20 protein-coding genes are annotated in these 25,414 nt (G+C 70.0%); 6 read left to right on the top strand and 14 right to left on the bottom strand.

Annotation, left to right across the window (positions count from 1 at the left end; genetic code table 11):
• Positions 1-16: 16 nt before the first annotated feature.
• Positions 17-943, bottom strand: a complete 927-nt coding sequence (locus tag JYJ93_RS26200; RefSeq protein WP_206796077.1) for a LysR family transcriptional regulator — start codon at positions 941-943, stop codon at positions 17-19.
• A gap of 106 nt (positions 944-1,049) precedes the next feature.
• Here JYJ93_RS26200 and JYJ93_RS26195 point away from each other — a divergent pair, with 106 nt between their 5' ends.
• A complete protein-coding gene (locus JYJ93_RS26195; RefSeq protein WP_206796075.1) occupies positions 1,050-1,688 on the top strand; it encodes a glutathione S-transferase N-terminal domain-containing protein in 639 nt (212 codons plus the stop codon).
• 80 nt (positions 1,689-1,768) lie between these two features.
• Here JYJ93_RS26195 and JYJ93_RS26190 read toward each other — a convergent pair whose 3' ends face one another.
• Entirely contained in the window at positions 1,769-3,064 is a 1,296-nt protein-coding gene (locus JYJ93_RS26190; protein ID WP_206796073.1) for a hypothetical protein, read from the bottom strand.
• Between the two features lie 356 nt (positions 3,065-3,420).
• Here JYJ93_RS26190 and JYJ93_RS26185 point away from each other — a divergent pair, with 356 nt between their 5' ends.
• From JYJ93_RS26185 to JYJ93_RS26175, 3 genes are all read left to right on the top strand, one after another.
• Positions 3,421-4,188 carry an endonuclease/exonuclease/phosphatase family protein gene (locus JYJ93_RS26185; RefSeq protein ID WP_242543935.1) on the top strand — a complete coding sequence of 256 codons (768 nt, stop codon included), beginning with the start codon at positions 3,421-3,423 and terminating at the stop codon, positions 4,186-4,188.
• 14 nt (positions 4,189-4,202) lie between these two features.
• Positions 4,203-4,856, top strand: coding sequence for a hypothetical protein (locus JYJ93_RS26180; protein WP_242543934.1), 654 nt, complete (start codon positions 4,203-4,205; stop codon positions 4,854-4,856).
• A 141-nt stretch (positions 4,857-4,997) separates the two neighbouring features.
• Positions 4,998-7,469 carry a PQQ-dependent sugar dehydrogenase gene (locus JYJ93_RS26175; protein WP_206796062.1) on the top strand — a complete coding sequence of 824 codons (2,472 nt, stop codon included), beginning with the start codon at positions 4,998-5,000 and terminating at the stop codon, positions 7,467-7,469.
• A 51-nt stretch (positions 7,470-7,520) separates the two neighbouring features.
• On the opposite strand, the gene JYJ93_RS26170 is transcribed toward JYJ93_RS26175, so the two are convergent.
• From JYJ93_RS26170 to JYJ93_RS26115, 11 genes are all read right to left on the bottom strand, one after another.
• Complete coding sequence (locus JYJ93_RS26170; protein ID WP_206796060.1) at positions 7,521-8,222, bottom strand: DUF1361 domain-containing protein; 702 nt, start codon at positions 8,220-8,222, stop codon at positions 7,521-7,523.
• A 147-nt stretch (positions 8,223-8,369) separates the two neighbouring features.
• Complete coding sequence (locus tag JYJ93_RS26165; protein ID WP_206796051.1) at positions 8,370-9,167, bottom strand: hypothetical protein; 798 nt, start codon at positions 9,165-9,167, stop codon at positions 8,370-8,372.
• Positions 9,168-9,284: 117 nt separating this feature from the next.
• A complete protein-coding gene (locus JYJ93_RS26160; protein WP_242543933.1) occupies positions 9,285-11,138 on the bottom strand; it encodes an ankyrin repeat domain-containing protein in 1,854 nt (617 codons plus the stop codon).
• A 77-nt stretch (positions 11,139-11,215) separates the two neighbouring features.
• Entirely contained in the window at positions 11,216-14,812 is a 3,597-nt protein-coding gene (locus JYJ93_RS26155; protein WP_206796046.1) for a VWD domain-containing protein, read from the bottom strand.
• A gap of 173 nt (positions 14,813-14,985) precedes the next feature.
• The gene (locus JYJ93_RS26150; protein WP_206796037.1) at positions 14,986-15,909 is read right to left on the bottom strand and encodes a hypothetical protein; all 924 of its coding nucleotides are present in this window, start codon (positions 15,907-15,909) and stop codon (positions 14,986-14,988) included.
• 1 nt (position 15,910) lies between these two features.
• Positions 15,911-18,661, bottom strand: coding sequence for a TonB-dependent receptor (locus JYJ93_RS26145; RefSeq protein ID WP_206796034.1), 2,751 nt, complete (start codon positions 18,659-18,661; stop codon positions 15,911-15,913).
• Between the two features lie 84 nt (positions 18,662-18,745).
• The gene (locus tag JYJ93_RS26140) at positions 18,746-19,228 is read right to left on the bottom strand and encodes a hypothetical protein (RefSeq protein ID WP_347402703.1); all 483 of its coding nucleotides are present in this window, start codon (positions 19,226-19,228) and stop codon (positions 18,746-18,748) included.
• Positions 19,229-19,230: 2 nt separating this feature from the next.
• Entirely contained in the window at positions 19,231-19,731 is a 501-nt protein-coding gene (locus tag JYJ93_RS26135) for a hypothetical protein (RefSeq protein ID WP_206796030.1), read from the bottom strand.
• 132 nt (positions 19,732-19,863) lie between these two features.
• A complete protein-coding gene (locus JYJ93_RS26130) occupies positions 19,864-20,616 on the bottom strand; it encodes a class I SAM-dependent methyltransferase (protein WP_206796028.1) in 753 nt (250 codons plus the stop codon).
• Between the two features lie 44 nt (positions 20,617-20,660).
• The gene (locus JYJ93_RS26125; protein ID WP_206796026.1) at positions 20,661-23,114 is read right to left on the bottom strand and encodes an excinuclease ABC subunit UvrA; all 2,454 of its coding nucleotides are present in this window, start codon (positions 23,112-23,114) and stop codon (positions 20,661-20,663) included.
• 123 nt (positions 23,115-23,237) lie between these two features.
• Positions 23,238-23,774, bottom strand: coding sequence for a DinB family protein (locus JYJ93_RS26115; protein ID WP_206796024.1), 537 nt, complete (start codon positions 23,772-23,774; stop codon positions 23,238-23,240).
• A 56-nt stretch (positions 23,775-23,830) separates the two neighbouring features.
• On the opposite strand from JYJ93_RS26115, the gene JYJ93_RS26110 reads away from it, so the two are divergent.
• Both JYJ93_RS26110 and JYJ93_RS26105 read left to right on the top strand, forming a co-directional pair.
• The gene (locus JYJ93_RS26110) at positions 23,831-24,145 is read left to right on the top strand and encodes a hypothetical protein (protein WP_206796022.1); all 315 of its coding nucleotides are present in this window, start codon (positions 23,831-23,833) and stop codon (positions 24,143-24,145) included.
• Positions 24,146-24,213: 68 nt separating this feature from the next.
• Positions 24,214-25,011 (top strand): endonuclease/exonuclease/phosphatase family protein, encoded by a 798-nt coding sequence (locus JYJ93_RS26105; RefSeq protein ID WP_206796020.1) that lies wholly within the window; start codon positions 24,214-24,216, stop codon positions 25,009-25,011.
• Positions 25,012-25,020: 9 nt separating this feature from the next.
• On the opposite strand, the gene JYJ93_RS26100 is transcribed toward JYJ93_RS26105, so the two are convergent.
• Entirely contained in the window at positions 25,021-25,407 is a 387-nt protein-coding gene (locus JYJ93_RS26100) for a hypothetical protein (RefSeq protein WP_206796018.1), read from the bottom strand.
• Between the last annotated feature and the right edge of the window lie 7 nt (positions 25,408-25,414).

Here is a 25,414-nt window from a genome sequence, read left to right as displayed (position 1 = left end):
GGCGGACAGCTGTCCGCTACACCACCGCGAGCCCCCGGGGCACCGTGGGCTCGAGCGCGGCGTGGAGGCGGAGCGCGGCGTCTCCCACCTCCTTCCTCCAGGCCATCCGCCATGGGCGCCGCAGGGGCCCGGACGCGAGCCGCTTCACGACGAGGTCCCCCTTGCCCAGGTGAGGGGTGGTGATCCACTCGGAGAGCACCGCGACGCCCAGGCCCGCGCGGGCCACGTCGAGGAGGGCCTCCGTGAGCGGCAGCCGCTCCACGCGGAGCCGGGGCCGCTCGCGGCCGAAGACCTGCGTCATGAACCAGTGCGACTCCGCCGCGGGGGTCTGCCCCGTGAGCAGGGTGTGCTCGCGGAGGTCCTCCCGGGTGAGCGCCCGGCGGGACGCCAACGGGTGCGACGCGGCCACCACGAAGATGATCTCGTCCGAGAAGAGCGGCCGGCTCTCCAGTCCGGCGCGAGGGACGGTGGACGTCGTGAGCAGCGCCACATCCAGCTCTCCTGCCACCAGGGCGGCGACGGGGTCCTGGGTGTGCTCCACCGCCAGGGCCAGGTGGAGGCCCGGCAGGCTCTTGCGCAGCGTCACCAGCGCGGACGGCAGCCAGTGGTAGGCGGTGTAGCACTCGCACACGAGGCGCAGGCGGATGGCGGGGGCCACTGGCGCCCGCACGCGATGCTCCAGGTCGCCCAGCTCCACCAGGAGCCGCGTGGCGCCCGCGACGAGCTCCTGGCCCGCGGGCGTCGGCACCAGCCCACGTGGGGTCCGGTCGAAGAGCCGCGTGCCCAGCCGCTCCTCCGCCGCGAGCAGCGCGCGGCTCACCGCCGGCTGCGTGAGGTGCAACGCGGCCGCGGCCCGGGCCGTGGTTCCGGCGGAGGCCAGGGCCAGCACCACGCGCAGGTCGCGCACGTCGAGGCGGGGGGAGGGCGGGGCGATGTCATCCATGCATCGAGCCTATACCAACGATGCGTTGGACGCATCCATCCCGGAGGCGGAGAGTGGCCCTCGCATTTCCGCGTAGGTCCACGCACCATGTCCTGGAGGACATCCCATGCAGCTCTACTACTCTCCCCTGTCTTGTTCGGCCGCGACCCGCGTCTGCCTGTACGAGGCGGGCACGCAGGCGACGTTCATCGAAGTCGACTCGAAGGCGAAGCGCACGCTCGATGGGCGCGACTACCTGGAGGTGAATCCGCTCGGGCTCGTCCCCGCGCTGCGCACCGACGACGGAGACGTGCTCACGGAGAACGCCGCCATCCTGCAATACCTGGCCGGGGCGCTGCCCCAGGCGGAGCTCGCGCCGACCGACCACCGGGGGCGCGTGCGGCTCCAGCAGTGGCTGTCCTTCATCGGGACCGAGCTGCACAAGGCGACCTTCACCCCGCTCCTCGACGCATCGTCGCCCGAGGGCGCCAAGGCTTATGCCCTGGGGAAGGGGGCCACCCGGCTCGCCTACCTGGAGAAGCACCTCACCGGACGCGAGTTCCTGCTGGAGCGCTTCAGCGTCGCGGACGCGTACCTGATGACGGTGCTCAACTGGTGCGCGGCGACGCCCATCGACCTGAAGACGTGGCCCGCGATCAGCGCCTACTTCGCGCGCCTGCAGAAGCGGCCCAGCGTCGCGAAGGCCTTCTCCGAGGAGCGGGCGCTTTATGTGGCCCAGCTCGAGAAGCGCAAGACGAGCCCGTGACCGGGGGACGCGACTCCCTCCACCTCCTCCTGAAGTGACGGAGGAGGGGAGGGCGCCTTCAGCCTTCGACGGAGTGTCCGTCAGGCCAGCGGCTGGGTGCCGCCCACGCCGTTCTTCAGCTCCTTGCGCACCGCCTCGGCGACGCGCTCGCGGACCATGCTCGCCATGCGCTCGCGGAGGTCCTCGCCCACGCGCTCGCGGATGGCGGACACGAGGTTCTCCGTGTCGACCGGGCCAGGGCCCTGGGCCTGGTAGCCGCCCATGTGCTGCTCACCGTACCCGCCCCGCATCGCGTGCCCCACCCCGCCCATGGCGCCCATCGACTCGCGCAGGGCGTCACCCAGGCGGTCGCGCAGCGCCTCCTGCAGGTGCTCGCGGAGGTTGCTGGCCAGCCGCTCGTGGAGCGCGTCGACCAGGCGCCCGCGGAGCGCCTCGGCGATGCGCTCGGGGTCCATCATCCCCATGCCCTGCGGCTGGAAGCCCATCACGCCCTGGGTGCGCTCGGTCATCCGGGCGCGCAGTTCGTCGCCCAGGCGCTCGCGCAGCGCGTCGCGCACGCGCTCACGCAGGCCGCTCTGGACGCGCTCCCGCAGGGTGTCCGCGATGCGGTCGCGCAGGGTGTCCGCCAGGCGCTCCGGGTCGATCTGCCCCATCTGCACCCGGCGCTCGGACAGCGCGGAGCGCAGCATGTCCGTCAGCCGCTCCTTCATCGCCTCGCGGACGCGCTCGCGCACGACGGGGTGGATGCGCTCGGACACGGCGTCGGCGAGCCGGGTGCGGAGGGTGTCGGCGATGCGCTCGGGGTCCATCCCGAAGCCCTCCATGCCCATCCTGCGCTCGGACAGCGCGGAGCGCAGCGCCTCGCCCAGCCGCTCACGCAGGGCGTCGCGAACGCGCTCGCGCACCACGTTGCCCAGCCGGTCGCGCAGCGCGTCCTCCAGCTTGATGCGCACGCGCTCGGCGATGCGCTGCGGGTCGAAGTGCCCGTGCCCCTGCTGCATGCTCATCCAGTTCTCGGCCAGGGCGGTGCGCAGCGCCTCGCCCAACCGCTCGCGGAGCACCTCGCGGGCGCGCTCGTGCACGCCGCTCACGATGCGCTCATGGATGACGTCGGTGAGGCGGTGGTGGATGGCCTCGGCGATCTGCTCCGTGTCGAACGGCATCCCGGCCCCGACCCCTTCCCCCTGCGGGATGTTCATCTGCATGCGCTCACGCAGCGCACCGCGAATCGCGTCGCTGACGCGCTCGCGGATCTCCGTGCCGATCCGTTCCTCCAGGCCGGACACGACGCGCTCGTGCACGGCGTCGACGATCCGAGCCTTCAGGGCCTCGGCGAACATCTGCTGCCCCTGCATGGAGAACTGTTCCTGGTTCATTCAGCTGCCTCGTGGGTACCGCGGGTAGTACGGCGGGCGCGGAAGGTTCTGGCCCGCCGCGCGAGGCGAAGGGATAGAGCCAATGGCCCGGCGCGAATACGGGGCCCGGGTCTCGCGCGAGGGTTGGCTCGGGCATTCCAGACCGTGCTCGCGGGAGGGGCAGGCGTGCGCACCAGCCAATGGTGAACTCCGCGCCCTCCCGGTCATGCAGGCGTGGGCCTTGGCCCGGTGGAAGTCGTGGGGGTTGCGCGGCGTTTGTTGCCGGAATGAGTCAGTCCTTGCGGTGCGATAGAGCCCGCCCGGCCGTCTGGCTGGGGGCGCTCCTGCTGCTCGGGCCCCTGACCGGGTGCCCGATCATGGCGAGCTATTCCGACGCGGAGGGGCCTCGCTATAGCGGGGACTACCGGCCCGTGCAGCCGGTGGCCGTGGAGGTTCCCTCCTCGGTCACCGTGGTGACGTACAACCTCGCGTTCGCCGAGCAGGTCTCCGAGGCGGTGGCGTCCCTGTCGAACCCTCCTCTCTCCAGCGCGGACGTCATCGCGATGCAGGAGATGGATGCTCCCGCCGTGGAGCGGATCGCCCGGGAGCTGGGGCTGTCCTACGTCTACTACCCCGCCTCCGTGGCCAAGGACGGGGATGACTTCGGCAACGCCGTGCTGAGCCGGTGGCCCATCACCGCGGACCAGAAGATCAACCTCCCCCACGACGACCCGTATCACCAGCAGCACCGCATCGGGGTGGCCGCGACGGTGGACATCCGGGGCACGCCCTTCCAGGTGGTCTCCGTGCACGGCGCGACCCCCATCGTGGGGCTGGGCGCGCGGCTGGATCAGGCGGAGACCGTCATCCACGCGGTCGAAGGCGCGGCGCCGTCGCAGGTCATCGCCGGCGACTTCAACACCTCCGACCCGGGGAGCCTGACGCAGACCGTGAAGCTGTTCTCGCAGTGGGGCTTCCAGTGGGCCTCCGAAGGGGTGGGGGACACGGTGGACTCCGTCATCGGCGGCCTGCCGCTCGACTCCGTCTTCGCCCGGGGGCTCACCCCCGTGGATCGCGGCGTGGACACGCGCCCCTCCGGCAGTGATCACCAGCCGGTCTGGGTGCGCTTCGCATGGCCGCAGTGATGCCGAGGTCTCTCATGCGGACGCTGTGGATGGGGGCGCTGCTCCTCTGTGCTCCCGGCTGTCTGAGCGGCGCGAGGAACCTGGGCGCGGCGACGACCCCCGTGGGGACGACCGAGGTCGGCGTCTCCGTGAACACGATCGCCTTCGAGCGCGGCCGGGAGCGGGCCTACCTCCCCAACCCCGAACTCACCTTCCGCAAGGGGGCTGGTGAGAACTGGGACTGGGGCGGCCGCCTCACCTTGCTGGGCCTGGAGCTGGGGACCCGGCACCGGCTGATGGAAAGCTCCCCCTGGACCGTGTCCGTCGCCCCGAGCGCGGGCGTCTGGTACGTGCCCATCACCAACAACTCCACGGAGCCCGTCAACCTCCGGCTGGGAGCCCAGGCGCTGGTCGACTACCGCCTCAATGGCCGCTGGACCCTGACCGGCGGCGCGTCGCTGATGGGGGCCTTCGCGGGCCCGCTCACCGTCTTCCAGGGCAGGCTCGCCGGCTCGAGCCTGATGGTCGCGCCGGGCGGTTCGCTGGGCGTGGCCTACCGGCTCAATCCCTCGCTCGAGCTGCGCGCGGAGGGCGGCCTCGAGCTTCCGTTCGACGTGAGGGACGGCCGCCGTCAGCCGACCGGTTACGCCGGGCTGACGCTGCGCTGGGGACGCACCTCGCGCCGCTGACGGAGCAAGCCGCGCTCGGCCCTCTTCGGCTGGGGTGCCGCGCGCAAGGTGACAGCGGTCCATGGCCCCGGGACGGGTGGCCGGAAGGAGGAGAGGCACCAGCTTGCGCCCACTCTTTTCGCACCCGTTGGAGGGGGCCCCATGTCCTTGCCGCGCCGCTGGCCGGATCCATTCGCCATCTGTCTTTGTTTCGGGCTGGGCTGGGTGTTGCTCGCGGGGGCCCGGGCTCCGGAGCCCGCGGCGCGGGTCCTTCCGGGGGGCTTCACGTCCGAGCTCGTCGTGGGCGGCCTGCACTACCCCACGACGTTCGCGCACCTGCCGGATGGGCGCATCCTCGTCGCGGAGAAGGCGGGGGTGGTCCGGCTGATCAAGGACGGCGTCCTGGTGCCCACGCCCTTTCTGGACCTCAGCGCGCGGGTGAACAGCCACCATGACCGGGGCATGCTGGGGCTCGCGGTGGACCCCGACTTCGCTCGGAACGGCTACTTCTACCTGCTCTACACCTACGACGACGATGCCACGGACGATGACGGGCCCAAGACGTCGCGCCTGGCGCGCTACACGGCGGTCGGGGACACGGCCTCGCCCGACAGTGAATCGGTGCTGCTGGGCACCGCATGGGCCGGCTCCTGCAAGGACCTGCCTCCCGGCTCCGACTGCATCCCCGCGGACAGCGCCTCGCACTCCGTGGGCAACATCCGGTTCGCGCCGGATGGCACCCTCTTCGTGTCGCTGGGAGACGGGTCCAGCTTCGACGCCGTGGACGACGACGCGCTGCGGGCGCAGGACCTGGACTCGCTGGCGGGCAAGCTCCTGCGCGTCTCACGCACCGGCGAGGGCCTGGCGTCGAATCCGTTCTGGAATGGGAATGGCCAGGCCAACCGCTCGAAGGTGTGGGCGCTGGGGCTGCGCAACCCGTACCGCTTCAACCTGCGGCCGGGCACCGCGACGCCCTACGTGGGGGATGTCGGCTGGAACGAGCATGAGGAGATCAACGTCGCGACCCCGGGCGCGAACTTCGGCTGGCCCTGCTACGAGGGCCCCGGGCGCCAGCGCGGCTACGAACCCAAGGCCACGTGCCAGGCGCTGTATGCGAAGGGACCGGGCGCGGTGCGGCCGCCGCTGTACTCCTGGACGCATGCCGAGGGCCAGACGGTCACGGGCGGTGCCTTCATCCAGGACCCGGCGTTCCCGGAGCAGTGGCGGGGCGCCTACTTCTTCGCGGACTACGTCCAGCAATGGGTCCGGGTCCTGCGGGTGGATGCGAATGAGCAGCTCGTGCCGGGCAGCGTGGCGACCTTCGCCACCGAGGCGGGCGGCGTCGTCGACCTGAGCAGCGGGCCGGGCTCCCAGCTCTACTTCGTGGACATCCTCGCGGGGGAGCTGCGCCGCATCCGCTACCCGGGCACCAACACGCCGCCGGTCGCGGTGGCCTCGGCGACGCCGCGCGAAGGCGGGCCGCCCCTGCGGGTGTTCTTCTCCAGCGCCGGCTCCCACGACACGGACGGAGACGCGCTCCAGTACGTGTGGGACTTCGGTGACGGCGAGTCCGTGTCGGGCGTGGCGAACCCGGAGCACCTGTACGAGCTGGCCGGCCTCCACGTGGCCCGGTTGACCGTCAGCGACGGACATGGCGGCAGCAGCACGGCCTCCGTGAGCATCTCCGTGGGGAACCTGGCGCCGGTGGTGTCCATCCACGCGCCGCCGGAGACGTACCGCTTCAAGGTGGGGGACGTGGTGTCGTTCGCGGGCTCGGCGAGCGACGCGGAGGACGGCGCCATCCCCGCGGACCGGATGGCGTGGACCCTCACGCTGGTGCACTGCACGCCGGGCGCGTGCCACTCCCATCCCTACGACGAGGGCCAGGGCCCCAGCGGATCCTTCACCATCCCGGACCATGGCGACGACGTGCGCTTCGCGCTGACGCTGACCGCGACGGACTCCGCGGGGCTGACGGGCAGCCGGAGCGTGACGCTGTTGCCCCTGAAGGTGCAGGTGACGCTGGAGACGTCGCCTCCCGGGCTGGAGGTGGTGTTCGACGGGACGGCCAGCCCATCACCGCTGGTGCGCTCCGTGATCGCGGGCTCCTCGCACGCGCTCTTCGCGCCATCGCCCCAGGGCACCTACGGCTTCGCCGGCTGGTCCGACGGCGGGGCCGCGGAGCACACCCTCCACGTGGGAACGGAGGACGTGGGCGTCACGGCCTTCTTCGAACCGGTCGCACCCGTGGAGTGTCCGGCGGGGCAGTACCGGGCGGAGTACTTCACCAACCGGGAGCTGGCGGGCGTCCCGGTGCGGGTGCGCTGCGAGGGGGCTCCGCTGACGAAGTACTGGGGGACGGGCAGCCCCCTGCCTGGCGTGGGCCCGGATGACTTCTCCGTGCGCTGGACGGGGCGGTTCTACTTCGCGACGGGCCTCTACTTCTTCATGGCCCAGGCGGATGACGGCATCCGGGTCTTCGTGGATGGCAGCCGCATCATCAACGGCTGGAGGGACCAGTCCTCCACCAGCTACATCCAGGCGCGCTGGATGCGCGCCGGTGAGCACTCTGTCGTCGTCGAGTACTACGAGCACGACGGTGACGCCGTGGCCGGGCTCCGGTGGTTCCGCTAGCCCGGCGAAGGCGCTCGTGAGCGCGCCGCCGCCTCGCGGCCCCCTGGACCTTCAGCGCTCCAGGGGGGCGCGCTGGCGGCACAGGCGGGCGACGAGCGCCTCATAGCCCGCGTAGGACAGTGGCAGGAGCAGGGCGAAGAGCAGGGTGAGCGAGGGCAGGGCGGGGTGGGCCAGCGGATCCCTCACGTGTGAGGCCATGGCGCGCAGCAGGCGGCCCGGCTCCGAGAGCACGTCCCAGCTGTTCCAGCGCTCCACGCGGCCCAGGTAGATGCCATAGCCACACAGGCCGGACGTGATGGCGACGAAGGCCCACGCCGCCGTGCGGCCCCAGCGCTCTTCCAGCCACCGCTTCCAGATGTCCAATGACAGCAGGCCCAGCAGCCACCCGGTGGCGGCGAAGAGGGCCAGCAGCGCGGCGTCGAACCAGAGCGGGACCACGGGCCGCTGACGCAGGTGGATGAAGTCGGTGGCCAGGTAGGGCGCGTTGGGAAACAGCGCGAGCCATCCAAACGCCAGCGGGGCCAATAGCCATGGGCGGCCCAGGCCTCGCACCATCAGCCCGCGTGCGACGAGGGCCAGGGTGTACGGCGCCCAGGCCAGGAACAGGTTCCACGACAGGAAGGCGAAGCTCGCGCGCTCGCTCCAGTCGAGCCTCAGGGCCAGCAGGTCCACCGCGAGGATGCTGCAGAGGATCGCGGGCAGCAGACCGTGGCGGCTTGGGATGGAGGCGCGGGGGCAGGGCGATGGGGACATGGTGGCGTGTGGCGCCACAGCCGCGCACCGTGGCGCGATGGCCACGGTGCAACGGCTCCGGGAAGGGCGTGGACCCGGAGCGCCGTCATGGGAGCCCTCGGGTCTGCCCTTGAGCAAGGCGCGGGCCAGACGCCCGCGACTTCGTGCTCAACAGTCGATGTTGTACGTCTTGACGTCATCGTTCGGCGCGATGACCTCGACGGTGTTGCCGCCGTTGAACGTCGTGGTGAACGTCCCTTCCGTCGTCTCCACCTGCACCATCCCCGCCGTGGGGCACTGGTGGTCACAGCGCTGGTAGCCGGACACGGTCGTGGTCGAGCTGAGGCCGCCCTTCGTGGCCTGCGACGTGCTGTCCACGGTGATGCACCCGCTGCCGGCCTCCCAGGTGACCGTGCTCTGGGCCGTTCGCGAGTCGTAGCGGTTGGGCGAGTAGCTGTTGGAGGTGATGGTCACCTTGCGCGTGTTGCCTTCAGGCGGAGCGCCGGCGATCTGCAGGGAGAGGTTGTACGGCTCTCCGTTGATGGTGAGATCGCTGGAGTTGGCCGTGGCCGCGAGCTGCCCCTGGTTGTCGGAGAGCACCACCTGCACGTTGCCCGAGATCTGCGTGAGCGAGACCTCCGCCGTGCAGTCGTTGAAGGTGTAGTTCACCGTCCCGCCCGACGCGGTCGCGGTGGCGCAGCCGGCGGGAGTGAAGGCGGTGGAGGCATTCGCCGCGAGCTGGGTGGCCGCCGTGGCGGGGTCGACGGCCATGGCCTGCACCTTGCCGATGGCGTAGTACCAATAGCCGTAGACAGGGTCGACCCAGGCATAGGACCAGGCCGCGTCGTACGCCCCGTAGTACGGATCGTAATAGACGTCGTCGTAGTAATACGGGTCGTACGTGGTGGCGCATCCCAGGCTCGCGCCCATCGCCAGGGTCAACAACGCCGCTTTCATCCGTTTCATCCGCCGCCCCCTTGAGCAGGTGCTTCCAAACGGGCCCAAGGTGGGAGCCGGTGGCGGGCGGGTGTACTGACCCGAGGACCGGCACGACTGCGAGGTGCCGGTCCTCGGGCTCATCTGTCAGTCTGTCCTGGCGGAGCGGTGCGTTGCCTTCATCTGGGCCCGCACGTCGTGGTCCTCCGCGATGACGGCCTCGGCCTTCAGCACGCCGCCGACCCGAAGCGTCGCGTCGTTGCCGTGCCCCCGGACGACCTGTGCCTCCAGGTCCTGGCCCACGATCAGCTCTCCATCCGAGTCCACGCGGCGGGCGCGCAGCGAGCCGCCCACCACGAGCATGCCTTCAGGCCCTGCGTTGCTCAGCACGCCCTCCACGATGAGGTTCCCCGTCACCAGCAGGGGCCCGTCCACGTGCACGTCGCCCTTCACCACCAGGTCTCCGCGCACGAAGCGTGGAAGCTGGGAGAGGGATGGCGTCTTCGCTTCGGTCGGGAGCACCTCCCGGGCGAGATCCACCAGGGCCATGGCCGTCCAGGGAGGCATGCCCTGCACCGCGGCCGCGAGCGCGTCCCACGACGTGGCGCCTTCCAGCGTGAGCCGGTTCAGGACCTGCTCAACGGCGTCCACGTCCTTGTCCTCGTAGTACCAGGCCTCGAGCAATGCCTCCCGCTCGCGGGTCAGCGCGTCCAGCATCGGCTGCACCTCCAGCGCGCCCTTCTTCCCAGCGGGAGCGCTGGCCCCCATGAGCCGGGCGAGGTGCGGATGGTTGTGCTCCAGCGCCTCCTTCGCGGGCGTCTGTCCTGCCGCGTTCTTGCGCGCCACATCCGCTCCGGCCTGGAGCAGGACCTCGATGACGGGCCCCCGCTCCTTGAAGCGCGCGTGCTGGTGTAGCGGCGTCCAGCCCTTGCCCGCGTTGGGGTTGGCGCCCGCGTCGATGAGCGCTCGTGCCACGTCCGCCCGCTGCGCGTTGAAGAGCGCCGTGCGCCCCGCGTCGTCGAGCGCGTCCACGGGAACGCCGCCCTTCGCCAGCAGGGCGATGCAGGCCGTGCTTCCGTGCTCGGCCGCCGCGTGCAGGGGCGTGGCCTTCGCTGAATCGGTCGCGTCCGCGGGAGCGCCCAGCCGCAGCAGCTCCTTCACCAGCGACGCGTCGTCCACCATCGCGGCCAGGTGGAGGACCCCGCGCTTGTTCTTGTCCCGGGCCTCCAGCCTGGCCCCCAACGCCAGCAGGGCCAGCACCCGGCCCGTGCGCCACTCCCCTTCGAAGCCAGGGCCGAAGAAGGGCGCCGCGTCGAGCCCCGCCGCCTGCAGGAGTGCGTCGTCCAGGGCCTTGGACTTGTGCGCCGGGGGGCGCTGCTTCCGCAGCCACGTGTGGAAGCCTTCGTCGGAGAAGGCGCCCTCCAGGCCCTGGAAGGCGAACGGATCCTCGTGGCCCCCGTCGTCGCGGGCGCGCGGGTCGGGAGCCGCCTCCACCCGGGCGAGCAGCTTCCGGTAACCCTGCTCCGGAGCGTCCCGCCGCAGCGCGTGCCACGCTTCCAGCCCCCGGCGTGCGCGGGCGTGGTCCGCGATGTCGCGCAGGGCTTCGGCCTCCACCAGCGCGGCCTCCGCCTGCTGGAGCTGCGCGTCCGTCGGCTTGCGCCGCACCAGGTCCTCGGCCCACTGGCTCAGCGCCAGCGCGCGCGCCTTCTGCTCGGTCGACAGCGTTCCGCTGGGTTTCGTCCCCTGGGTCAGTTCGAGGACGCGGTCGCGAACCCGCCAGTGCTCGGCCTTCACCTCGCGCTCCCAGCGGTGGGGCTCCATGCGCCGCGTCGGGTCCAGGGCCCAGTTGAGCGAGTGCAGCGCCAGCAGGTGCCTTGAATCCGCCTCCACGATTTCGCGCAGGAGCGCGATGGCCTGATCCAACTGGGGCGGCATCTCATCCAGCAACGCATCCGCCTTCGTCATCAGCGCGGCGGTGTCGGGCTTCTTGGCTCGTGGCATGGCGGAAGACCTTGCCAGGAGAGGCCGTGGTTTGCCCGGGCAAACCACGGCCTTCATCCTTCACCCGCGACGTGTGACTACTTCACCGTCACGCGCCAGGTGCGGCTCTCCGTGGTGCCACCCCGGCCGTCCTCGGCGAGGACCTTCCAGAAGTAGTCCCTGCCGCCCTCCAGCTTCACCGTCCTGGATTGCTCGGGCACGCCCTTCGTGCAGGCCGCGTAGGTGAAGCGGGTGTTCACGTCCCAGACGCAGTGCCGGTAGACGACGGCGTCCCCGTCCTTGTCGTACGCGTCCTTCCACTCGAAGGTCACCGCCGACGAGGTGACGGCGTTCTCCCTCGGCGACACCAGCTCCAGCGTCTCTGGCGCGAGGTTGCGGCCCAGCTTCTCCGTCGTGAGGAACGTCCTGGCGAAGACCGGATCGCCGGTCGCGGCCACGTCCTGGGCGCAGTCGCGCAGGCGCTGCTTCGACACGCCCTTGCACAGCGCCTCCGCCTCCTCCAGGGATATGGCCTTCAGCGGCTCCACCACCGGGATGCCGGGCGGAGCCTTCTCGATGCGGCAGGCATCCGCCTTGTACCCGGGCCATTCGCGCAGCGTGTATGCCTCCGTGGAGGAACCGGAGACGTAGTCGAAGAGGGACGTGTCCTTCGTCACCCGCCAGGACTCGCCGAACTTCTCGTACAGGCCGACGTAGCGGTCCTCCAGGTCCACGGGACGCGCCCCCAGTTGGGAGCCATCCGGCAGCACGGGCAGCCAGTTCCCCGGGGCGATGGGGCCCAGCAGGCCCTCCGTGGCGCGCGCCTGCCGCACGTCGATGTTCATGTACCAGAGGCGGTAGTGCGCCCACCAATCCGAGGTGACGGTGATGCGCGTGCCTCCCGCGGATTCAATCCGGATGCCGCCGTTCGTCCCCGTGGGCGTGATGCGTCCTCCGGCGGGGAGCAGCAGCTCCTTGTCCAGCGTCACCGGCTTGCCGTCGACGCGCAGCTCCAGCAGCTCCGGCTTCTCCGCGTTCATCTGGTAGCTGACGCGATGCGGGCCGACGCGCGCCGCCACCGCCGTCGTGATGCTCGCGCAGGACGTCAGGCCGGTGTGCGGATCCGGCCCCACGGGCTGCTCGGTCTGCACGGGCGTGTGACGCGCCTGGAGCTCCAGCCCCGGGTCGCGCAGGAGCACGTACTCACCGGCCCCCTGGAAGTCGTAGCGCACGCCGTCCATCGTCGTCAGGTGCGGGTCTCCCCAGGTGGAGGGATTGCCGCCGGTGATCCACCGCTTGATGGTCTCGACGTCCGTCTTGCTCAGCGGCGGACCGCCACACGGCATCATCCCGTTGGGGCAGTCCTCCGACGTCCGGGTGATGCGGTCGAACAGCGGTCCCGTCAGGCTGGTGGCCATGGGCGCCGCGATGGCGTACGGCGCCGTGAGCGGATTCACGCCGGGGGCGCTCTGGTCCTCGGCCAGGTTCAGGTAGGTGCCGAAGTTCTTGTACGGCGGATAGTCCAGCCCGCCGTGGCACTCGATGCAGGCCTTGTTGAAGATGCGCTGCACGTCCGTGTACGTCGGGTCGGCGCTCGCGGCCGGCAGCGAGGCCAGCGTCGCGTTCACCGCCGGAATCAGGCTGGCGCAGGAGTAGGGCGCCGCCAGGCCGGGAATGGGGTCCGCGGTCAGGTTCGCCTCCAGCTCCGTGCGCAGGACGTCGGTGTACCTGCCGAACACGTCGGCGAAGCCATAGGCGCGCGAGCGTCCGCGCACGCCCAGCGACCACTTGTCCACCGACACGCCGAGCGGCTCCAGGAAGTAGCGGTACAGCGTCACCAGGTTCGTGTTGGGGCTGTACTGCTCCCGGTCCACGAGGATGCCGTTCATCACCGTCGAGTCCGGGGCCGGGGTGTCAATGGGCCGGCGGAACACCTCCTGACGCAGCCGGGGCAACGACACGTCCGTCGATGCGCTGGTCGCGGCGCCGTACTGCGGAATGAGGCCGTTCACCGTCGTCCCGCTCTTCACGTACGGGTCGCCCGCGCGGCTCAGGTTGAGCTTCTCGATGTCCGCCTTGCGGCGCGGGATGCTCTGGGTGCGCGCCAGGGTGTCGGCGCGCAGGGCGTTGATGCCCATGCCGTTGCGCGACGTGAAGAAGGGCAGGTCCACCGCCAGCCCCGAGGGGCTGCTCTGCACCGTGTCCAGCGAGGCGTTGATGGTGAGGCAGCCCTTGGTGATGGCCAGGGCCACCGGGCGCGGGTCCACGTACACGCCGCCGGTCGCCCAGCGGTGGCTGGCGAGCTCGTCCGCGATGCGCCGCTGGTTGAGGGTGCCGTCCAGACCGCCCAGCAGGTCGAACAGCTGGACGCCACGCCCCTCGTCCCCGGAGATGGGCGAGTCATGGAACAGCGTGACGGACGGGCCGCCCCGCGTGACGGACGTGAGCGCGCCCGTGCCCGGCTGCGCGTTGAATTCATAGGCTGTCGCGATGGTGGGGGCGCTCCCCGTGGGAGCGGGCTCGGTCGTCACCGGGGCCGGCGGGTCGAAGCTGAAGCGAGGCGTCCCGTCGTTGGGTCCGCCCCGGTAGCGCGTGATGCGGTGGGGGCTGCCCACCGGAACCCGTGCGGGCGGTTGCAGCCGGAGCTGCTCGATGAGCCGGCGCACCTCCGGCTGCGTCCGCCACGTCCAGGGGTTGAAGAGCTTTCGGAACGCGGCGATGTCCACCGAGCCCTGGTAGAGGCGATCCCGGTTGAAGGGGAGCATCCCGCCCCAGCTGTCGTAGGGGTCCCAGTTGGGCTTGTTCTTCGTCTTGATGACCCCCACCGGCAAGCCATCCGTGCCAGGGATGCCCGTGCGGTTCAACACGTTGCGCGTCGAGTGGCAGGCCGCGCACTTCCCATCATCCTTCTCGATGTGCCGCGAGCGCGGCGGGATGGAGCCCATCTGGGGGATGGCCGTGAGGATGATTTCGTGGAAGCGGAAGTTCTTCGTCGCCTCGTCCCACTGCATGTATTCGATGACGTCCGGATGCGAGCCTGGATAGGACGCATGCGGCGCGGGCCCGATGGAGAAGACGGACCGGGCGTCCTTGCTGGAGAGCAGCAGGCGCGGGTGGGCCGCCGTGCCCGTCTGGAGGCTCTCCGAACGCGCCATCAGGATGGGGCTGGCCCGGTACTCCTCCGGCAGGACGCTGACGAAGCGGGCCACGGTGTTCGTGGCCGCGTTGGCGGGATTGTTGAGATACGCCTCGAGCTCCTCGGACGTGATGGCGCTCGGATTGGCGACGGGGATGGGATTGAGGGTGCCCGCCGCGAGCCGGAAGACAGGCTTCACGGACCGCGCCACGCCCATGGACAGCGTGCAGCTGGGCCCCGTCCCCGTGCAGTCCGGCGTGGACGCCGGGTCCTCGTCCAGGTCCACGTTCCAGCCCTCGAAGGAGGACCCCGCTGACGGCGTGGCGGTGAGGGTGACGGACGCGCTGGCGCTATAGGTCTCGTCGCAATCGCTGCCGACGCCGTTGTCGCAGTTGATGCCGGTCCCCGTGACGGAGCCGGAGCCAAGCCCCATGGGCATGACCCGCAGGGGCGCGGCCTCGGCCGTCATCGTGCACAGCGACGCCGCGAACAGCAGCGCGCCCAGGGCGGGGCGGACCTGGGGAAGGGGGAGCGAAGCAATGAGTCGGTCGCGTCTCATGCGTGGACCTCCATGGGAGTGCCCGCATGCGCTGCAAGGAAGTGGCCGCGTTCAACCGCGCGGAATCACACCCGGGGGGCCACGTCTTGCGTTGCCCCGGAGGCTACGCGGCCCGCGGATGTTGCTTCGCGGGCCACGCACGCCCTGATGCTCAGGCGATGCTCAGGCGATGCTCAGGGGCTCCAGCGGGCCCGGCGCACCAACCAGGAGCTGCCGCCGCGCCCGTCCCGCACCACGGCATAGAACGTCACGTCCTGGGCCGCCGCGCCTTGGGCCGGCTCCCACTCCACGCGGTGGCGGCCCTGCTGGCCGCCGAAGTCCGCGCCGCCCGTCTCCGACAGGCTGAACTCTCCCAGCGTGGAGTACCAGGCGATCTCCCACGCCTCCTTGAGGTGGACGGCGTCCAGCCGCAGGCCCGGCACCACGTAGTTCTCCTCCCGGTCCGACACGTCCTCGGCCGTCACCACGAACGGGCCGGGGCCGCTCAGCTCCAGCGGCGCGTCCTCCGGCCAGGGCACGTCGTCCACGCGCAGGCCCGGAAGCACCGGCTGCACGTTGGCCGTCATGCCCTCCACCACCGGGCACCAGAAGACCATCAGCTTCTGCGCGTAGATCTCCTCCTCGCCCGCCGACACGCGCAGGACGAGCGGCATGCGGATGCCTCCCAGACCCTTGTAGGCGTCCTCCTCCAGCACGCGCTCCAGGAGCAGCTTGTCCCCCGCGACGCGCGCCGCGCCGGGGCGGATGGGCAGCGTCAGCTCGCCCGCGCTCGTGGTGCCCTCCGCGAGCAGCACGCGGTCCGCCTCGGTCGCGCACGTGCGGTCGTCCTGCGCCGCGCAGGCCCACAGTTGGTACTGGAGGGGGCGTCCCTCGCCGGCGGGATCCACCAGCAGCGCGCGGTACGTCACCTCCGCCGCGAGCTCGTCGAAGGCCTCCGGCGTCTGGTCGCAGGTGGAGGCGATGAGCTCGGGCTGCTCCGTGGAGACGCCGAGCACCCGGAGGTCGTGCACGTTCGACGGCTTGTCCTCGGGTTCGACGCAGGCGATGGCCGCCAGCCCCCACAGCAGCAAGACTCCGGTGTTGAGCAGGGCTTTCATGTCAGAAGCTTCCTTTCACGCCCACCACGGGGAGGATGGGGATGCCGGGCACCTCGTACTCGCGGCGCTGCCGGTAGTCATTGAACGTGAACTCGGTGTTCTCCGCGTTGTAGAGGTTCTGCACGTCGAGGTAGAGCCCCAGCGTCCAGCTCTGGAACTGCCAGCCCTTGTCCACCCGCACGTCCAGCTGGTGGAAGCCGCGCATGCGCGCGGACGCATAGGGACCGTACAGGCCGCTGAAGCGGTTGCGGTCCACCTGGTACTGGTCGAACGTGTGGTTGAGCGGCGTCGTGGGGCGGCCGGTGGTGTAGCGGAAGCGCCCGCCCAGCTCCCAGCCGTTGCCCAGGACGTAGTTGCTCACCAGCGTGAGGATGTGCGTCTGGTCGAAGGGGCTGAGGCCATACGCCGTATCGTCGCCGGTGGGACCGAAGCCGCCGCCGAAGCCGCCGTTCCCCTCCGGGAGCGGGCCCGCGCGTCCATCGAGCGACTGGCTGAAGGTGTACGACAGCCAGCCGGACCACTTGTCCGTCGCGGACGCGCGCTGCTTCTTGACCATCACCTCCAGGCCCAGGGCGCGGCCGATGCCGTCGTTGGAGTACGGCACCTGGAACACGCCTCCGCCCGGCAGGGAGACGAGCTGTCCGGGCGCCACGATGTTGCTGAAGCGCCGGTTGAAGAAGCCCGTCACGTCGACGTTGAACACGTCGGTCAGCCGGTGCTCCACGCCCAGGCTGCTCTGGAACGCGCGCTGGTAGGAGAGGTCCGGGTTGCCGTACGGCAGGGTGATGAAGCGGAACGTCTCACCCGGCTGGCTGTAGAGGCCGAGCGAGCCCTTGAGCTGGGTGCGCTCGGTGGCGTTGAAGGCCACCCACAGCCGGGGATCCAACGCCACGTTCCGGGCGTCGCCCGCGCGCTGGTAGTTGGCGCGCACGCCGGGGGTGAAGATGAACTTCCCCACCTTCAGGTCCGCCTCCACGAAGAGCGCACCGTCGAACGAGCCCAGGCCGATGTGCTCCACCAGCAGCTCGCCCACGGACTCGGCGCCGGGGAAGGCCACGTACTCGAAGTTCTCCGGCGCGGGGAACTGCACGTCGAAGGACTGGTGCTCGTAGATGAGGTCCAGGCCGGTGCGCACGGTGAGGTTGGAGGACAGCTCCAGGCCCAGCACCTCGCGCGCGCCCACCGTGTAGCCCACGCCGTCCTGCTTCGCGGCGCCGAAGCTGAAGCTGGTGCCGTCGTAGCCCACGTACGGCGTGAAGACAGACGTGAGGTTGCCCTTGCGGTAGGTCCAGTCGCCCTTGATGCGGTGGAAGAGGGTGTGCGTGTCGACCGTCAGGTCGCGCTCCGTCTCCGGGCCGCCGGTCACCAGGCGCAGCTGGTCGTCACTGCCGAAGGCCATGACGTAGCCGGTGCTGCGTCCGCTGCCCGCCAGGGCCCGGGCCTCCTCCTCCGAACGGGCATCCCGCTTCGCGCCGAAGTCCACGCGCAGCTGGTAGTCCCAGTACTTGGGGACGACGGACAGCGTGCTGCCTTCATCCTTGGGGAGGACGGCGGGGAGGATCGTGTCGATGTACGAGCGCCGCGCGGCGGCGGCCACGCTGATGCCGTCCGTGATGGGGGCTTCCAGGAAGAAGCCCGCGTCCAGCAGGTCCACCTTCACCGAGCCATGGAACGTGTCGGCGGCGCCCTTGCGCGTGCCGACCTCCACGATGCCGCCCACCGCGCGGCCGTACTGGCTGCCGTAGCCGCCCGGGAAGAAGTCGAGCTGGTCGATGAACTCGGCGTTCACCACCGAGGGCCCGCCGAGCAGGTGGAAGAGGAGGGGGATGCCGACCCCGTCCATCATCGTCGCCGTCTGACCGGGGTTGGAGCCGCGCACCAGGAGCTGGCCGGAGATGAAGGGCGCGCGCGCCACGCCCGGCAGGGTCTGGATGACGCGGATGGGGTCGCCGAAGGTGCCCGGCGTGCGCTGCGCCTCCTGGCGCGTGATGGTCCGGCGCACGACCTCCTTCTTCGGCCGCTCGGAGCGCACCACCGTCTCCAGCGCGCCGCCGGTGGGGGCGAGGAAGAAGTTCACCTCCGTCGTCTCGTCCTCCTGGAGCACCTCCTTCGTCTGGTAGAGCTGGTAGCCGGACGCCACCACGCGCACCGCGCACTCGCCAGGGGCCACGTCGAGGGAGAAGCGGCCGTCCGCATCGGAGAGGGCCTCGGGCGCCTCCGGGTCGTCACCGCAGCGGACCGTGGCTCCCGCCACGCGCGAGCGGCTGCCGCGCGAAATCAACTGGCCCTTGAGCGTGGCCTTCCTCGCCACCGGGGCCTGGTCCGGTTTGGGGGCCTCCTCGGGAGGGGCGTTGAGGGTGAAGTGGTAGATGTATTCCACCTGCACCGGCGCGGGCACACCGTCCACCTCCGCGGGGGAGAAGCGGAACTGGCGCACGGCCGCGATGGCCGCCTCGTCGAAGCCATGGCCCGCGGGCTCCGTGGGCAACACGTCCGACACGGAGCCATCCGCGGCGATGGTGATGATGAGGCGAACGGAGGCGGTGAGCTCCTCTGCGAGCGCTTCGGGAGGGTAGAGGGCCTCCACCTGCTGGAGCAGCTCTGGAGGTTTGGTGATGACGGGCTGGGCCTGCGCGGGCGGGGCCGCTTCCGCGGGCGGCGTGCCATCCTGCGGTGCCTGTGCCAGCGCCGGAGGCGTCAGCAGGAGCGAGGCCGCGGCGAGCGCGCTTCGGGCGTTCAGGTTCAGGGACATGGGGCGCGGAGCATACGGGATGAGGCCCCGGGTTCCGCATGGCTGAAGAACCTACGGAATTGAATGTCACCGGTAACGTGCCCCTCAATTCCGCTGGGAGAAGGGACGTGCCCAGAGCACATCCCAGGTCCAGTCCGGGAAGGATTGCCTGGGCGTGGTGATTCGCACCCGCACCTGGGATGCGGCGACCTGGGCGCCCTGTCGTCGCGCCTCTTCGAACAGCTGGGTGCGCAGGCCATGCCCGTCCACATGGCTCGTGAACAGCAGGCCCGACTCCCCCACGGGCTCGGGCGGGGCGAGGGCGGGGTCGGCGGGTTTGAGCCCCCAGGCTTCCAGGACGTCCGGATACACCTCATCCAGGTCCACCAGTTCGACACGGACGCCCCGGGCCCCGCAGGGACAATCCCAGCCGGCATCGCCGTGCAGCATGCCCGAGGCAAGTGTCCGTGCGCGCGCGAGTGCGCCGCACAGGCCACACTTCACCGGAGGCATGTCGCCCACCCGCTGGCCCTGTTCATCGAAGAGGAGATGGAGCGCTTCCGTGGGTTCGGGCTTCAAGTCGGGCACGCTCAGAGCATGGGGGAGAAAGGCTTCTTGAGGGTCAGCGTGAGGCCAATCTCCCTCCCATACGGCAGTCGCCCCGACGCGTCCCGGCCGTCCTGGAAGGGGAGGCTGAAGCGGACGCCCACGGAGCCGTAGACGAAGCCGAGGAACGGCGACAGGTGGAGTGAAGTCGTGGGCCGGTGGGCCGTCGTCCCTGTCTCGTGGGCCACGCCCGTCTCCAGTCCGAAGAGCAGGAAGGTGCCCTGGACTCCGCCGCACAGCCGCGCGTGATTCCCATCCATCCACTGGCCCTGAGCGAAGACGCCCACGGCGCCCGACCTGAAGGAGCGCATGCTGTTGTTGTGCATCGCCACGTTGAGCGTGGACTCCAGGCCCACGCCCCAGGCGGTGTCTTCCTGGCGGCGGCTCATGCTCAGCAGCGGACCCACCGTGAACCAGGGTTGCGGCGAGCCGTCGTCAGTGGCAGCGGCCGGGATGACCAGGGCGAGCAGGGCAAGGGCGTTCATCGCGCCAGGATACGTGGGAGCCCCTCCTCGTCCGGGCTCCCCCTCCAGACACTGTCCATGCATGCGGAGGCATGACGCTCTTCCCCATGGCGCCCACCCTGGAAGACGTCGTCTCCAGGGGGAGCGTGGCGGCTACCGGGGGATGAGGATCACATCCTCGTCCTGTTCCAGCCGGTACGTTCCGTCAGGTTGCAGGCAACGCTCGGCATGGGCACGGATTCGCGCATCGAGCCTTCGCGCCTCATCTGGGGTCAGGGCCGCCAGTTGCGCGGCCGTGAAACACCCCTCCAGCACGAGGAAGCGGCAGAGCGTGTACATCTCGTCGAAGGTCTTCGCGGCGAACCCGCTCATCGTCGCGATCGACTCGTGGGGCAAACCCTTGCGCTGCAATTCAGCGGCGACCTCTTCGCTGAAGTGCAGGGAGTCCGAGAACTCCCGGCACATCGCATGGGTCGGCCCCCGGGCGGCGGCCATCACAATCAGACAGCTTCCGCCGGGCCGCACGAAGCCAAGCAGTCTGTCAATGAAGCCTCCCCACTCGGAAACAGGCACGTGATACAGGACGTGCGAGCAGACGACCAGGTCGTATCTGTCATTGGAGACATACCGCTCCAGGGAGACAGGGAGGACCGTCGCCTTCTCATGATGGAAGCCGGAGCTCTGCTCGGGGTGGGGCTCCAGCAGGGTGAGCGAGTCGAAATGCGGCGCGAGCCGTTCCGCGACCTTGCCGGCCCCCGCCCCGACATCCAGCAGGGTGGGGTGCTCGGGGAGACCTGGGAACAGCCGCTCCGTGACGATGTGGTGGATGTTCGTCGGATGCCTTGCGGACGCCGCGAGAATGCGAAACGCCGTGGCGTACTCCTGCGGTGACATCGTGATGGCCATGATTCCCCCGGTGTCGGGACGACTGCCGGGGGAACGCTACCATTTCAGGAAGATCGCTTCTGGGAACGCGCCCGGGTCGGCTCGGGGGCCTTCACAGCGGCAGCCTTCGACGCGCTGCCGACGAACTCCGCCAGGTGCTTGCCGGTCAGCGTCGACTTCGCCGCGACCAGGTCCGCCGGGATGCCTTCGAACACGATGCGTCCGCCGTCGTGGCCCGCCCCCGGCCCCAGGTCGATGATCCAGTCCGCGTGCGCCATCACCGCCTGGTTGTGCTCGATCACGATGACGGACTTCCCAGCGTCCACCAGCCGGTCCAACAGCCCGAGCAACTGCTGAAGGTCAGCCAGGTGCAGGCCAGTGGTCGGCTCATCGAGCACGTAGATGCCGCCTTCGTCCCCCATGTGCGTCGCGAGCTTGAGCCGCTGCCGCTCGCCACCCGACAGCGTGGTGAGCGGCTGGCCGAGCCGGAGGTAGCCGAGACCCACGTCGGCCATGCGCTGGAGGATGGCCGACGCGGCCGGCGTCTGCGCCTTGCCTGAGCCGAAGAAGGCGACCGCGTCCTTCACGGGCAGGTCGAGCACCTGGGCGATGTTGAGCCCACCGAGCTTGTACTCCAGCACCGACGCCTGGAACCGCCGGCCTTCGCAGTCCTCGCAGACCGTGGTGACGCCGGCCATCATCGCCAGGTCGGTGTAGATGACGCCCGCGCCGTTGCAGGTCGGGCAGGCGCCCTCGGAGTTGGCGCTGAACAGCGCGGGCTTCACGCCGTTGGCCTTCGCGAAGGCCTTGCGGATCGGCTCCAGCAGGTCGGTGTACGTCGCGGGGTTGCTGCGCCGCGAGCCGCGAATCGGGGCCTGGTCGATGGACACCACCCCGTCCCGGGTGCCCACCGAGCCGTGGATCAGCGAGCTCTTGCCCGACCCGGCCACGCCCGTCACCACCACCAGCACGCCGAGCGGGATGTCGACGTCGACCTTCTTCAGGTTGTGCGTGTTGGCGCCGCGCACCTTCAAGACGCCAAAGGACTTGCGCACGGACGGCTTCAGGGCGACCCGGTCGCTCAGGTGGCGCCCGGTGAGCGTGTCGCTGGCGCGGAGGGCTTCGACGGTGCCTTCGAAGACGATTTCGCCGCCAGCGGTGCCGGCGCCGGGGCCCAGGTCGACGACGTGGTCGGCGATCGCGATCATCTCCGGCTTGTGCTCGACCACGAGCACGGTGTTGCCCTTGTCGCGCAGGCGCAGCAGCAGCTCGTTCATCCGCTGGATGTCGTGCGGGTGCAGGCCAACCGTCGGCTCGTCGAAGACGTAGGTCACGTCGGTGAGCGAGGACCCGAGGTGGCGGATCATCTTGGTGCGCTGCGCCTCACCGCCCGACAGCGTGCCGGCGGGCCGGTCGAGGCTGAGATAGCCCAGGCCGATCTCCACGAACGATTCGAGCGTGTGCCGCAGCGACGCCAGCAGCGGAGCGACGGACGGCGAGTCCAGGCCGCGCACCCACTCGGCCAGATCGCTGATCTGCATCGCGCAGGCGTCGGCGATGTTGATGCCCTTGATCTTGGAGGACCGGGCGGCCTCGCTGAGCCGGGTGCCCTTGCATTCGGGGCAGGCGGTGAAGGTGACCGCGCGCTCCACGAAGGCACGGATGTGCGGCTGCATGGCGTCCACGTCCTTGGACAGGAACGACTTCTGGATCCTCGGGATGAGCCCCTCGTAGGTGAGGTTCATCTTCTCGACCTTCACCTTGGTCGGTTCCTTGTGGAGGAAGTCGTGAAGCTCCTGCCGGGTGTACTTGCGGATCGGCTTGTCCGGGTCGAGGAATCCCGAGGCCCCGAAGATGCGCACGAGCCAGCCGTCCGCGGTGTAGCCGGGGATGGTGATGGCGCCCTCGTTGAGCGACTTGCTGTCGTCATAGAGCTGGGTCAGATCGATGTCGCTGACCTGCCCCATGCCCTCGCACTTGGGACACATGCCGCCGGTGACGTTGAAGACCTTCTTCTCGGTCTTGCTGCCCTCGCCCTTCTCGACGGTCATCTCGCCGGTGGCGCGGACCGACGGGACGTTGAAGGAGAAGGCGTTGGACGAACCGATGTGCGGCTTGCCCAGGCGGCTGAACAGCACGCGCAGCATGGCGTTGGCGTCCGTCGCGGTGCCGACCGTCGAGCGGGAGTTGGCGCCCATGCGCTCCTGGTCGACGATGATGGCGGTGGTCAGGCCTTCCAGGACATCGACCTCGGGGCGGCCCAGCGTGGGCATGAAGCCCTGGACGAACGCGCTGTAGGTCTCGTTGATCAACCGCTGCGACTCCGCGGCGATGGTGCCGAAGACGAGCGAAGACTTGCCGGAGCCGGAGACGCCGGTGAAGACGGTGAGCCGCCGCTTGGGCAGTTCCACGCTGACGTCCTTGAGGTTGTTCTCGCGAGCCCCCTGGACGCGGATCAGGTCATGGCTGTCCGCGGGATTCGAACGGCGCTGCGAGGCGGTCTTGTCGGAGGAGGTCATGGGTCCATTGTCTCCAGCAGTTGTTCGAGGCGGTCGACGTGCTCGGACCAGAACGCGCGGTGGTGCGCGAGCCAGTCGATGAGCGGCTTCATTCCGCGTGGATCGTCCCGGTATAGCTCAGCCCTATCTGTCCGCCACGGCCAGGACGAAGCGCGCGTAGCCCAGCTCCGCCGCGTTCTTCATCAGCTCCAGGTTCACCCACGCGACGATGTCCGCGAAGGGCCTGCCCTCCAGGGGCCACCGCGTGCGCTTCGTCGAGTGCAACTCGGCGTCGTCCAGTCCCATGACGGCGCCGCGCCACTGGTCGTGCAGGCATGTGATCCAGGCCTGGACGCCCTCGGCGGTTCCGGGCCAGTGCACGTCCTCGCGCTTCCGCGCACCCGCGCCAAACGAGTGGTCGTGCACCATCGACCACCAGAAGCCCATGTGCCACGTCAGCCAGGCGATGGATGCGGGCCCGATGTCATAGGCCTCCGACTCCGGCCACTCGGCGCGCCAGACGCCGTCCTGGCCTTGCTCCACGTGCAGCCCCTTGCGCGCGGGCCTCAGGAGGCACTCCCGCGTCGTCAGCCCATTGAGATGGTATTGGGTGAGCGCCCAGGCCGTGTCGAGTTGCGTCAACAACACGCTTCGCAGGCTGCTGTTCTCCTGAGAGTCCATGGGGAGAGCCTTTCATGTAGGATCGCGCTTCACGCTAGAAATAGGAGAGATGCCCGATGAAGCGTCTGCTGATTTCTTCCCTGGCGGTCTTTTCACTCCAATTGGCGGGATGTGGCGCTGGACTGGAGGAGGGCGAAACCCAGACTCCTCCCACGCCGACCGTGGATGACGCGACCCAACTGGGCCCCATTGGCGGCCTCCAGTATGGAACGCACGTGAGCTACTACACCGACAGCTCCAAGACGGTGCTGGTGGGCGAACGCGAATGGGGCTGCCCGCCTTCGACCTACTTGATCAATTGGGGCGCGACGTCGGCCTACTCGCTCACCTGGAAGTTCCTCTGCGCGCAGGAGCCGCAGCAGGTGCAGTAGGCCGAGCGGCTCGTCACGCGCCATGAACGAGAGCCCCGCTGGACGTCGGCGGGGGTAGTCTGTCCGGCATGCCGCTGAAGGTGATGACGCTCAACATCCTGATGGGAGGCGAGGAGCGCATGCCGCTGCTCCTGGCCCTCATTGCTCGCGAGAACCCGGACGTGCTCGTGCTGCAGGAGTGCCTGGGGTGGGAGGACGGCGAGCGGCTCCGTCAGGTCGCCGCCACGCTCGGCCTCCCCGCCACCGACGCCCACGTGCGGCTGGGCACCGCGCGTGCCCGTCCCAGTGGCAGCCGCTACCACGTCGCCGTCGCGAGCCGCTGGCCCCTGCGCTCGGTCCGCGCCCACGCGGATGCCCACTTCATCGGCCATTGCCTCCTTGAATGCGAGCTGGAGACGGGCGCGGAGCCGCTGACCGTCTTCGCGGCCCACTTCGACTCCCACCATGAGTCCCTGCGCTTCGTGGAGGCGCGCTACCTGCGCTCCCTCATCGAGCCCGCGGCCTTCGGTTCGCGGGCCTTCCTCCTGGCCGGGGACCTCAACTCCCTGTCGCGCTCGGACCCCTATCCGGTGGACCTGGCGGATCGCGTCCGCCGCGCCAGGGTGGACAAGTACGGCCACCCGCCACGCTTCGACGTCATCGACGACCTGGAGGGCTTCGGCTGGCGGGACACGCTGCGCCTCAAGCCGGGTTCCTCCCAGTGGGCCACTGCCCGGCGCCAACGCGAGGGCGAGGTCCTCGACTTCCGCACCGACTACGTCTTCGCCTCGCCCGCGCTGGCCCGGCGGCTGATCTCGGCTCAGGTGGTGGACGTGGGCACGGCCTCCGACCATCACGCCCTGACCGCGAGCTTCAGCGACGCTTGAGGCATCGCCTCACCCCAGCTCGTTGCGCTGGAGGGACTCCGCCTCCGCCACGATGGCCGCGCGGATCTTTCCCTTCAGGGGCGCCTCGTTCTTGAGCACCTCCTTGAGGGCGGCCGTCTTCCCGTAGAACACCCAGGTGGAGGAGTGACTGCCGCCGCTGGGGGTGGAGACCCGCACCTCGAAGAAGCGCTCCAGCTTGCCCTTGTCCCCGGTCAGCGGGGCCACCCGGAGCTCGACGTCGCCCACGCCCTCCACGAGCGCTCCGCCCGCGAAGCGGGTGCTCACCGCGGTGAAGGTCCCCGTGTCGGGCACGCCCTGGAGCGCGCGCCCCGACAGCTCGTGGAGCGCGGCGCCAATCGCCTGTTGCAGCTTCTGTTCGTTCAGGACGATCTGCATGGGGGCC

Source organism: Corallococcus sp. NCSPR001, from assembly GCF_017309135.1.
Classification (GTDB): Bacteria; Myxococcota; Myxococcia; order Myxococcales; family Myxococcaceae; genus Corallococcus.
Note: the sequence above shows the minus strand (reverse complement) of the source record. Positions and strands in the feature narration are given on the sequence as shown.